General features: G+C 57.3%; 7 protein-coding genes and 2 pseudogenes. 3 read left to right on the top strand and 6 right to left on the bottom strand.

Annotated elements, in window-relative coordinates; translation table 11 throughout:
• Positions 1-53 precede the first annotated feature (53 nt).
• The 4 genes from tnpB to L6639_RS42245 form a co-directional block, all read right to left on the bottom strand.
• Positions 54-287, bottom strand: a complete 234-nt coding sequence (tnpB, locus tag L6639_RS42230) for an IS66 family insertion sequence element accessory protein TnpB (RefSeq protein ID WP_237867283.1) — start codon at positions 285-287, stop codon at positions 54-56.
• A complete protein-coding gene (gene tnpA / locus L6639_RS42235) occupies positions 281-703 on the bottom strand; it encodes an IS66-like element accessory protein TnpA (RefSeq protein WP_237867285.1) in 423 nt (140 codons plus the stop codon). The genes tnpB and tnpA overlap by 7 nt, the downstream gene beginning before the upstream one ends.
• Before the next feature lie 1,266 nt (positions 704-1,969).
• Entirely contained in the window at positions 1,970-2,356 is a 387-nt protein-coding gene (locus tag L6639_RS42240) for a hypothetical protein (RefSeq protein ID WP_237867286.1), read from the bottom strand.
• A 332-nt stretch (positions 2,357-2,688) separates the two neighbouring features.
• A complete protein-coding gene (locus tag L6639_RS42245; RefSeq protein WP_237867287.1) occupies positions 2,689-2,934 on the bottom strand; it encodes a hypothetical protein in 246 nt (81 codons plus the stop codon).
• 1,137 nt (positions 2,935-4,071) lie between these two features.
• Here L6639_RS42245 and L6639_RS42250 point away from each other — a divergent pair.
• Positions 4,072-4,338, top strand: coding sequence for a hypothetical protein (locus L6639_RS42250; RefSeq protein ID WP_237867288.1), 267 nt, complete (start codon positions 4,072-4,074; stop codon positions 4,336-4,338).
• A gap of 93 nt (positions 4,339-4,431) precedes the next feature.
• On the opposite strand, the pseudogene L6639_RS42255 reads toward L6639_RS42250, so the two are convergent.
• Positions 4,432-4,610, bottom strand: a pseudogene (locus L6639_RS42255) (ATP-binding protein); the annotation flags it as partial.
• A 1,059-nt stretch (positions 4,611-5,669) separates the two neighbouring features.
• Here L6639_RS42255 and L6639_RS42260 point away from each other — a divergent pair.
• On the top strand, positions 5,670-5,993 hold the full coding sequence (locus tag L6639_RS42260; protein ID WP_237867289.1) for a hypothetical protein: 324 nt from the start codon (positions 5,670-5,672) through the stop codon (positions 5,991-5,993).
• 18 nt (positions 5,994-6,011) lie between these two features.
• Here the strand turns inward: L6639_RS42260 and L6639_RS42265 are convergent, their stop codons facing one another.
• Positions 6,012-6,341, bottom strand: coding sequence for an H-NS histone family protein (locus tag L6639_RS42265; RefSeq protein WP_237867290.1), 330 nt, complete (start codon positions 6,339-6,341; stop codon positions 6,012-6,014).
• Positions 6,342-8,205: 1,864 nt separating this feature from the next.
• On the opposite strand from L6639_RS42265, the pseudogene L6639_RS42270 reads away from it, so the two are divergent.
• Positions 8,206-9,352, top strand: a pseudogene (locus L6639_RS42270) (IS3 family transposase).
• The last annotated feature ends 2,552 nt before the right edge of the window (positions 9,353-11,904 follow it).

Below are 11,904 nucleotides of genomic sequence, written 5' to 3' on the forward strand. Positions count from 1 at the left end.
CATCAAAAGTGAGTCAGAGCCAATTTTGGACGCCGATCCCCCGGCTTAGGGGGTCAATATTGCAGGCCGAATGACAGCCGTTTCCCGTACATCACAAGGCCAGTGCCGTCCCAGACGACGATCTTCACCCGATCGGCGCGCTTCGCACGGAAGACCACTGCCACGCCCTTCATCGGGTCATAGCCCAGTGTCTCCTTCGCCAGCAGCGCCAAGCCCTCGGCACCCTTCCTGAAGTCCACGGGTTGCGTCGCAACGTAAATCGTGAGGCCCGCGGGCATTGTCAGCATGAAGGTGTCCGTCGGAGCGCAACGAACACATCACTCAACACGGCAAGGCCGGGCGCCCCGCGCACCTCCACGCGCGCGCCCTGGAACGCAACTGTCACAACGGCGGCTTCCGGCGCCCCGGAAGGCTCTACGGCCGCCGGCCACGTCGATTCCGACACCATCGGTACGAACGATAGCGTGTCCGCCGACGCCGGCAATACCAATTGGCCCAAACGCGCCCGGCGCCGCCAGTCATGCACCTGCTGGGGCCGGCAGCCATGGCGACGGGCGACATCTGTTACAACCGCTCCCGGCTCGAGGCTTTCCGCGGCAATCTGCGCCTTCAAATCGTCCGGCCAGCGCTTGCGACCTGCGCCAGCATACACCTCGATACGCGGTGACAACGGTCGTCTTATGTCGTCAGAATGGTCGTCCATTGTGAGCACCCTTGCAGAAGATGACTCTTCTAACTGTGCTCCCAAGACTCCGCACAAATAATCCTAAGGGCCTCGGCGCTACGCTTACCTTTGATCGATTTTAACTGCGAGAAAGAGCGGCCATCAGCTGTCACTAGCCGCCCCGTTGAAGTCGGTCGCCGTCGTCTCCCACAGCGGCTCCCAGCCAAGGATTCATCGAGCGTCATCCTCGCTGATCCCTTCAATCACGAACACAATCACGTAGGATCGCTCCGTCCAATTCGATCCGACGGAAGCTCAGTAATTCCCAGAGAATTCCCGGTACTGTGTTGGTCTGGGTCTCACGTTCAAATCGTCCGCCTACCGTTGAAGACGGGTGGAATCTGACTGTCCTATTGGCACATGCAGGCATCCTAAGGAGGGAAACGGCCCCCTCCCAAAGCTTGCTTAAGGTTGACAAGTGAGGTTAATCGCAAAGCCGAATTGCGCGGTTCTAGGGTCGACGTACCATGTCATCCAACATTGGCGACTGATCGGAGCTTTGAAAGCACCATTGAGAATTGGAATTGCCTGTTTTGGGCCGCCACGACGACTCGGCTGCACATATTCATTTTGCTGGCGTTGCATTCTATGCAGGAACTCCTTGCTATTTTACTCCTCTCGGGCCTCAGCTTTGCGGCCGGCTTTGCGGTCGGCTATGCGACCCGGCACTTGCAATCCAAAAGACGACGGCTGCGGGCGCTGGAGAAGGATGGACGCTGGCGCCGCTTTTGAGGCTGCTCGTGCGCAGCTACTTCGTCAGGTTGGAGTTAGGTTGGAGACTTGAGAAAGCGAATTTATAATGCCATCGCCGTTGCGCAACCGGCATTTGGCTTACCGGTTTTCGAGCGAAAGTTAAGATAACAGGGTGGAGACAACGCTCCCGTGCGCTCCCAGCCCGAATGGATCGCCGTCGTGACATGTAATTGCACCCGCCGCGGGACCGTCGATCTGGAGGGGCCGCGATCTGGTGCATTCAACTCTCGCAGGCGGCTTCGCCCAGGCAGCTGATCACAAATGGCTCAAGCGTAATCGGCAAGCGGGCACGGTTGCTCGAGGTGATCGGTGATGAACGCCCACAGTCGGAGAGCATGGCTCGATAAGGTTGGTTGTCACACCATGAAGACGAAAACGACCGCCGAAATCCCGCAGAGCCATCCCTTACGGCAAATAGATTGGCTCGTGCGCATCCATTGCAACGCGACCGCACGAGGGCTGGCATTCATAGCGCGCGATCAGCGCAAACAATCAAAAACGGCTGCTTGGATCGGATTTTTTCAAGTCTGCCCCCTGTCCGATATTTTCTCTTCTCTGACCGAGGGATTCCGGATCGGCGCATAACTGCTTTAACGCCGCGTCTGACCTAACGACGATTTTTTGCGAAGCCCCACCGATCCGGTCGAGTGGGGGATGCATTTCACGCAACGTCATCTCGACCCCGAGGTCGTTCAATGCAGCCTGATCGAATGAGTTCAAGTTATCAGCCCAGGCTTTCATCTGCTCGACCCAACGCTCGATCAGATTCTCTGAGGTGAGCCGTTGGTAGCGTCGACCACGTACCAAATAAGCCCGCCTATTCTCCATTTGGCGGTTCCTCAGCATCGTCTCGACGATCTTCACCGCATCTTTCGTCATGGCGACGTCTCCATTCCCCATTCTACGACCATCGCATCGGCTTGGACGAGGGAAATTTCGGCGCGCAAGCTGCCAACTTTGTCAAATTTCAGGGGACGAACCGATTGACCTCGCTGCAGGCGACTAGGACGTACTTTCGCGGTTGGTATGCGACCGCGCCGCTTATGCCACAATGCTCGCGGTGTCCATCTCGTGACCACTGCAGCCTTTTGAACTTCCGACCCCTTCCCCGACCTCGCTTTGGACATGGTGGCGTCGGATGGACCTCTTCGTTCCATCAGGCGCGAAAGACGTAGCCCGATCGAAGGCCGCAAACCTCAAAGGATACGCAGCTATTTCTTGTCACTGGGCGGTGCTCCGCCGTTTTTGACGCATTCGTTAAAGTAGGCTCGCTGGTCGCGGACGTTGCCCTTCGCACTTCCCGCCGTTGGGTTCGATGGCACGCGCGGCGGGAAAGCCGCCACTACCGCCGCTTCACACTTCTTGGCAATTTCTGCCGTGACGGCCCCTGCCTTGCCGCAAGGACAGCAAACAAAAAGAACGGCGAAGCCGACGATCACGAAGATGCGCGATATCACGAGAGAAGCTCTCCAGTGGCAGCATCATCGAAGCTACCGGACCCGGAAGGCGGCCGCAACGTCAAGTCCCTTGAACGCGCGCGCATCGATAGCCACAGATGAACGGTACGGAGACGCAGCGGCTCTGATGCGGCGGAACCTCGATGCGGGCCGCGGAAACAATCGGGCGCCCAGTTTGCGCTGCCAGTCAACGCTGAGAGTCGCGGTGCACGAAGGACAGGATTGTATGACGGTGCGCGAGGGTGACCTTCTCCCGGGCGGCTTTCTCCGTCGCGAGCACTTGGGCGGGGCGCCGCCACTTGAGGCGGCGCCCCTTGCCGCGCAGATGCCTTACATCCAGGCAATCCCACGACTCCAGCAAACATCGATCCAAACAATTGCATTCGCAACTCAAACCGCTCGTTAGCCTTACCACGAAGCACCGCGACGTCTGGGGAACGAGCGCGTCCCACTAAATTTCTTGCAGCATTCAAGAACTGGCCGAGCGGTGATGCAGCTTTGGCATCGAACCCGCGACCACGTTGACGCGCCCCCCGACAATGAATCCCGGGCCCTCGAAGCGGTCGTCCAAGCCGGCTGATTTAGCGTCCTCAATAAGACGCCCAGACGAGCCTCTGACGACCAGCAGATCCAGAGCTGACGGTCGAGTGCGGTCATCATGTCGCGCTGTTCCAATTGTCGCGCCCTCTAACGACTAATGGACGGCGCGCTACCACCCCGCGTCCGCGTGCGACGTCGCACGCTGCGTCCATGGCTACGGGGCAACACGCGAACAGATCAGCGAACGAAAGCTTCTCTTTCCGCTACTGGGCCGACGGGAGCGCCGTGTCATCTTTTCGGCGCCGGAGCTGGCATATTTCACTTTTCCCACGACGGGGTCGCGGCGTTGAGGAGCGCCGCGGCCCTTTCTTCGCTGGCCCATCCGCGGAAGCCAGTCACCTCGAGCGCGGTTGTGCTGATAAACCGCGAACATGCGGCGTAGCGTCTACGCGGGTCGCCGCCAAGCTGGGACTGCGGACAACTTCATGGTCGTTCGCTGGAGACGGCCTTACACACTAAAATGCGAACTGATTCTGCAACCGCATATCAAAAAAATTTGGATAAAGAATGATGTAGTTCCAAATGGAGAGGACTGAAATGCACTATCCGTCCGATCATGGTTTGCCGTTGGTCCAGTTGAAGGAACGACGCCGGGAGATGGTCGTCGCCCTTCAAAATCGGGTTGGCCCGATTCTGGATAAGGAGCTGAATCAGATTGCCGCAATCCAACAGACCATTTCTGCCGTCGAAGACGTGATCGCGGATCTCGACGATGAGGCTGAAATGGGCTGGGAGGCGACCGAGCGATCTGGACATCCCTTTCCTACGATCGGACGACGAGGGCTGGTTCACTCACCCGTCTAAATAAATGCGCTCAAAGCGACGGGACGCAATGCCCTTGTAAAACACCGTCCGGAACTGCCCCATGTGCGTCACGAAGAACTGCCCCCCTGTGGTTCATGATGTCGGTTGAAGGTTGGCTCCGCCGCTGACGGGACGGAGGGAGGCGGAGCCGACCGGAGGGGCGTCAACGGCGAGTGGCTTGATGAGGCCGCTTTTGCGCTTGGCGCGGAGCCGGTAGCTGTCGCCGCGGATGGTCAGCACATGGCTGTGGTGCAGGAGCGGTCGAGGATCGCGGTGGCAACCACCGTGTCGGCGAACACGGTCAGACGTCAAATGTACGGTCGCAGCAAAATTGATCTGCTCAAGCCAGACTAATCGGTGCCAAATAGTCGGCGCTGCACCAAACTTGCGTCAGAGCTAGTTTTCCATGGCGCGCGACAGTCCTCGTCCGAGGCTCATTGGGTGGAACGGACGATTGAGAGCCAGTCCCAGGCCGGCTTTGCCAGCGCATCAAACCAACATTCGTTAAGTTCGATCACATGTCGGCCGCGATCTTGACCTCGAATTGGTGCGAATGGACATACACCAGTTAACAACGTCACGCTCTTTTACAGGGGCCGCATCACTTACCATTTGAAATGCTGCGGCTTTTGAACTAAAAATCAAACACTTATTTGACGCATAATTATTGATTGAGGCTGGTATGAGTAACGGTAGCCGGATTTCTGTGAGTGCCTTGGACCTTAGAACTCGGAACATTGCTCGACAGATTAGGGAACTGAACGAACTGCAGAAGCGGGTCGACAGGGCGGAATTGAGAAGTCGGGTCAGGTATGTGACAGCATCAACGCGACGTTCCCGTAAACGGCGGAGCAGTCTGCGTTAGACTGCCCTCTTGGTTCCCGGCCGCCTGTCCTCGCAATTTGAAGCGCTGCCCCAGGCGGCAGACATGCTCCTGTCGTGGTTTGGCCGGTGCTCATCGCTTCACCAGAGCGCCCATTAAATGCGCGCAATCTCGACGGGCAAGGAAGCGCCCGGGGCAAAGCTCGACCATTAAGCGTGCACGGCCCCCACAAACGACCGTTCGTACCGGGTAGCTGGCACTGAGCCTCTCTTCCTCCATCCAGATTGTGGATCCGAGAACGTTTGCCAATCAGCGCGCCAACACGATGGATCGAAGGATCTGGCCAAGCGCCGGGAGAGCCTTGGCTTCAAAGCGCAGGTTGCACCAAGCTGCCTAGCGCCGTGGAAGCATATGCCGACCAAGCGCCCCGTCAGGCGTGGCGGCATGGGCAGTCTTCAGGACGCAGGAGTCCAGGCAAACAGCATGACGGCGCCGGATCGTGAAACGCTTGGGCGACGACGAATTGTTGATGTCGCACGGGCGCCAATTGAAAGCCCGCAAAGCTCCCAATAGTATCGGTGCGTTTTGGGCGGGACTTCTTATTGATTGGATTTGGGTGGGATCAGTGCGCGGTGTCAGTGAAATTATGGCGAACAAGCTCAATCATCGAAAAGAGATCATTGCCAGGCAATTGCGGGAATTGAACGAACTTCAGAAGCGGGTCGACGACGCAGCAGCAAGAAGCCGCGCCAAACATAGCACTGCTTCGTCGCGACGACCGCCTAAATGGCACAAGTTCGCGCGTTTTCATACTTTGACGCGTGATACTTAAGCTTGGACCATTCTGACCTTACCTCATTCTCACTTGCGCGCGCAGATCGTCGTGCGATTGGATTTTGAAATCGTCCAAACGACGGCCGGCTTGAAGTTGCGTGACCAACCAGCGCGGCTGCCTTCCGCGGCCCGCCCAGGTCTCGGAGGGAAATTCAGGATTGCGGTATTTCGGGAGCACCGGCGGGTACGCCCGGCGCGCGGGTTCCGAAACTCCAAGCTTCCTGAGACGCTCCTCGAGGCGCAGCTTTTCCCCGCGGACTCTGCGTTCAAGAACTTCGTTCATCTCTGCATACAGAGCCCATAGATCATCCAGATCGAGACGCTCCATTTCGGCAACAAAATTCATCGTATCACCCCAGCTTTTGGCCCCAGTCGTGTTAAACTCAGGATTATGGCGACATTTAATTCCTGGTTTGGCACTTGTATGCCGATTTGCAGCCCATTTTTGCCCACTAGGGAAATGGGGAAATGCCCCCGCAAAGTTCGCCAATGGTTGTTTCAGGCCCCCTTTTTCGGGGGACCGTCTCTAGCAAGACGCGATCTATGGCCCTTGGCGAGCCCACACAGCCTGGATTAATCCATCACATCAACGAGATGGGGTTGAGCCTGCGATTGATCTCCTTGACGACCTTCCCTGACATTTGGAGGCCATCGGCTCCTGCCTTGCAGCGCCCGCAATCAAATTCCGCATTGCAGAACACGTGATGGCCATATCGGCACCTGCGGAGCTCGGCTCGCCGCTGACGAGCCCACACCTGTCGATATGGTCCCTGCGATCAGCAAGCAAAGCCAAGCAAGCTACTCGACGGCTCGTGCGAAACTGGTCCTGAAGGGATCAAGCGAAGGTTTGATCCCCCGCCGGCTATCGCTCACGACCTCGTCTTTCGAAAGCAGAACAAAATGGTTGCATGGATGTCACCAACTGGTCCGGTCCGCTTCAAAGGAAACTGCAGAAATCGGCCCGAGGCTTCTGGCAGAGTTCAAGAACGCATAGCCTCGACAAAATGCGCGATCAAAACCGCAGCACTTATAACGACGACAAAGGTAAATAACCAGGTCACGACCGCGTCCGTCTCCCACGACGTTTGAACTGAACGCGCGTCTTTATGCACAGTCAAAATCGAAACTCGGAGAATCGTCATTTCAAAGCCGGTTGGGGATTCGTAGCAACAGATCTGCCCAAATCAGACCATTCTCGATCACCGATCCTGCTGCTGCTCGCACACGCCCTCCTTGTAGCGAACTAGCGTCGTTGCTGAGTTCCGCCCGCCATCGCGCTTCCGTTCGGTCGAATGATTATCGTCCGGCCGCTGCGGTCTCTTGAATAATAGACGTTGGGCGTCGCCATCGGCGCGACATGGCCGAGTGGATTCGAGAACGTTGGATTTGGCCGCGTTGGAACAGGCTGCCCCGAATGACCGATGGGTGCGGTCGTTTGAGCAAAGACAGGCGGATAAGTTAGAAGCACTAAGATTGCAATGAAGGCGCGGGACATGGTCGAGGCACTCCTGTTTGCGCTTGAAAGTGGCGTCAGCTGATCGCAATCGGCCTTCTGGACAGGGAGCTGCTATCGCGCATTCCGGAAATGACTGACCAGGAAATCGGACGCATCTCATCTAATGTTTCGCAACTTGACTAGGTTCCTGGTCGGCATCCGCGATGAGTTAGACCCGTGCCACTTAGGCCAGCCCTCCCCGACGCATGATTGGTCCGAAGCTTGCAGTCACGCACGAACGGCCGGTTGCAATCTTGACACCGTGGTCACCAGACCACGTACAGGGGTCTCAGATTAAGGAATTGATATCGTTGCGGGAGATGACGAACCGATTCAACGGCTTGTCGTCACTAAAGATTGCTGGTGGACCTTTGTGTTTTGCGGTCGGCCAATGTCTCGCCCGATAAGAACGGGTACGAGCGCTGCACAGCTTCCGACCTCCGCTTCAAGAGATCCTCCAACTCTGCGAGCATCGCGAGCCTCTGTTCGACCTCTGCAATCGACAAAAGCTGACTAACTTTACACAACAACTGAGACGGCCGCTTCATCCCCAACCCTCAAGAGAGTGCGGTGCAGAATGCCATCATTCGTCAAAAACGTCTGTGATCTAAATCACCAAACACCTTCAGAGGGTCATATCGGGCCAAAATGACGCAATGAGCTGCTGCCGGTTTGATGGACACCGAGATTTGCTTCATGAAGCCGGAGGTGGGCGATGAAGAGACGGAAGTTCAGTCGCGAGTTCAAGATCGAGGCGGTCAAGCTGGTTAAGGAGCGTGGGGTGTCGGTGGCGCAGGCCGGGCGCGATCTGGATGTCCATGAGAACGTTCTGCGCAAATGGGTGAAAGAGTTCGGCTCCGATCCGGTGCAGGCCTTTCCCGACCACGGGCAGATGAAGCCGGAGCCGCAGGAAATCGAGCGGTTGCGCCGCGAGGTCGCCAAGTTAAAGGCCGCGCGGGATATCCTAAAAAGGGCCGCAGCCTTCTTCGCGAGGGAAGCGACATGAAGTTCGTCTTCATCGCGAAGCACCGGGCGATCTGGCCGGTGCATGGCTATGCGATGCGCTGGGGGTGTCGCGGTCGGGCTTCCATGCCTGGCTGAATCGCTCGCCCAGCGCCAGATCCCGCAGTGACGAAGAGCTCGGCGGCAAGGTGGAGGCAAGCGTCATGGCGAGCGACCGCACGTATGGTGCGCGCCGGGTGTGGCGTGATGTGCTTGCCGATGGGGCGGACTGTGGCCTCCACCAATCGAACGACTGATGCGCCTGCAGGGCTTGCGGGCGCGGCCGCGACGCCGGCGCTTGCCGAAGGACAGCGGCGATCGACAGCTCGAGGCCGTGCCGGCGAACCTCCTTAACCGGCAGTTCATTGCCGAGCGGCCGATCCAGAAGTGGATCGCCGACTTTACGTATCTCTGGACGGCCGAGGGCTGGCTCTACGTCGCAGCAGTGATCGACTATTCTCACGCCGGGTGGTGGGTTGGTCGATGAGCGTCGCCATGACAGCTCAGTTGGTGATCGATGCCCTGCTGATGGCCGTCTGGCGACGCGGCGAGCCGGACGCACTGTTGCACCACTCGAACCAAGGCAGTACACCAGCGAGCAGTTCCAGCGTTTGATGGCCGACCACGGCATTATCTGCAGCATGAGCCGTTCCGGTAACGTCTGGGACAACGCGGCGATGAAGAGCTTCTTCTCGTCGCTCAAGACCGAACGGACGGAAGGCAAAACCTACAGGACCAGAGACGAGGCACGAGCCAATGTGTTCGACTACATCGAACGATTTTACAACATGACCCGCAGGCACTCGACCATCAGCTATCTCAGCCCGGTTGAGTTCGAGCGTAAAGTGGGGTTAGCTTAACCCGGTGTCCATCAAACCGGCAGCAGCTCACAACTACTCACCTTACCCGCGAAGATGTTCATAACACTGCGCCATGCAAAGGCTCGGCAACGACTAACCCACACGCAGCTTCGCGTACACCGCGAAAAGCAAAATGAAGACAGGGAGAAGTCGAGAAAACCAAACGGCGGTCCGTTCAACGCTTGCGAATTCGCGACTTGGAACGTTCGCGGCACCCAAACGAACGGGTCGCTTTGGGCAAGCAAGTTGCCCTCGCCTCGTAACGCGCGCGAGCGTCTAAATCGCTCTTTCCGTGGCGAACGTTTCCTGATTGCGGTTTGCCAGTAGAACCCCAGCATCAGCGGAAACTTACGCACAAGCTCGAGATTGACATAGCCAGAACTGTCGGTCCACTCGTGCGGACAGAAAGCAAGAGATGCGGCACCCATCTGCAGACCGTCACGGTTTATTGCTTCACGCGTACCGAGAGAACCGAGAGAACCGATCTCGAGCTTCGCCATCAGGGCCAAGATGCACGACATCAGAGAGGGGCGAGTCGTCTCTCACAGTAATCCTCCAAGGTGCTAAAATCGATAGCGATTGAAGTCCAAGAACTCAGTGAAGCCGCTCAATTTGTTGGCTGCCTCGACGCATTGGACTCGTCATCACCACTGGTGATTCAACCATGCAGGGACGTTCAGACGCATCCCATGATCACATTTGATTGCGAAATTACTTTTCGTCAAGTTGCTTCGTGCAATCCTAACAACCTCTCCTCTAAAATTGATTGGCGGGTAAGAGAGAGAGTCTCGGATGAACTACCATATACTAGCAAGAGAGCAACCGGCGAAGCCTGCTCGTCGCGGCCTGCAACGCCGCCAACGCTGTGAATTGAGAATGGATCCATGCGGACGTGATGGGTTAGCGGTGGACCGCGATTTGACTGCAGCAGGTGATCCGGCCGCGACCTGGCGGCTAATCCAGCGCGTCGGAAAAAAGAAAACCCGCCGGCGTTAAGCCGGCGGGAGTTAAGACAGCGAGAGGCGGACACCTATCGCCAAGGCCTTCCTAGCATAACGATAACAAGCGCAGGTCTCGCCTTCCGCGTCAACCTTAATGCATTGACCATGCTGATACACAAAGCCGGCGGCGCATACGCAGCCAGCTTTTGTTGCTTCATCCCGCAGGGCCTTGGCCGCGCGGCCGAGGCAGAAGCGGAGATAGTCAACTCTCTCGCTTCCCCGTGACGCCTAGTCCGACGCCCCGGCCGCGCTACACGTCAAGCACGAGGGTTGACGACGGTATAGCCTCTTATTGAACGCTCGTGGACTCTCGTGGCATGGCCGCCGGAATTCGCATCATAAGCCATCCATACATCTCCATTCACATGTTGCTCCAAGACGAAGACGTGACCATGCCGAGCGGCGACCATTCCGGGGGCTGGGGCGGCGCGGGGGAAACGCAGCCAGTTGGATGCAAGATTCAGTTCTGGAACGATCCGGCCAAACACTTTGATAGATGCGCCGCACCCACAGAAGTTCCGAGGACAGCCGGCCGGCCGATGACCTACGACCTGCCCGTTACCTACGGTTACACTGGGATACGACATCAACGCATTTCCCCTTTGAAGCGCTTGCAATCGTCGCGTGTTGTAGATTTGATGAGGTTGTGAAAGCGAGAAGTCGCACGGCATGATGACGTTGCATTCACGCACCTGATGAATAGCAGGCAGACGGCGTGCTTCCGAGACGGTGGACCCAAACACTATCAAGACAAACGCAACGAATACTCGACTCAACATATGCAGGACTCCCTGAGAGGTCCTGCCCCGCAAGCAGAAGTAACTGCGATTTTGGCGAAACTGGGCCGAGAAGGCTGCGAAATATGCAGCGCCGACACCAGCATATTAAATCAGATTATATCATGGAACCGATATTAAATCTCGGGGGGTTCTAGCACGATCGATTTCGTGGCCAAAGCTAAGTGCAGTGATTGATATGAGAACCCGATCGAAGTTCCGGTTCTGTCACTCGTCATAGCCGCAGGAAAACTATCTCGACACGGCGAAGAACGGGCATTCCATGGTTAGCGCGACTTCGCGACACCTGATAGCCTCGATGCCGTCCTTTGCCCGCCTGACCTCAGTTCGCAATGCGTCCCGTTTGCGCAGGAGGTGATCGCGTTCCGCAATCAGGGCGTAGGAAATGGCAATTCCCGCCCGCAGGTGGTACAAATCAGCGTCTCCTATGCGGAGTTCGATCGTTCGATCGACAGTGAGGACATATGATTTGCCGCCCGTCGCTGTCCTTGATGTCGACCCGGAAATTGCCGCAGCGTGCGCAACGCGGCGGCAGAGGGGAAGGAATCACAGGTCTTCGCTGAGCCAGGAAAATGTTCTCCTGCTCAGGACGCCGGCACATCGCAATCAAGATGACAGTCGTCTGTGCACGTCCGCATGAGATCTCAGTGCGGATTCCGACGAAGTCGCCCCAGGCGTACCGATATGAAGTCGCCCGTGGATTCCGAGACGATGTCGCCCACCTTTCCGATTTGATCTCGCCCAGCGGCGAGGC

This window comes from Bradyrhizobium zhengyangense, from assembly GCF_022012555.1.
Taxonomy (GTDB): domain Bacteria; phylum Pseudomonadota; class Alphaproteobacteria; order Rhizobiales; family Xanthobacteraceae; genus Bradyrhizobium; species Bradyrhizobium zhengyangense.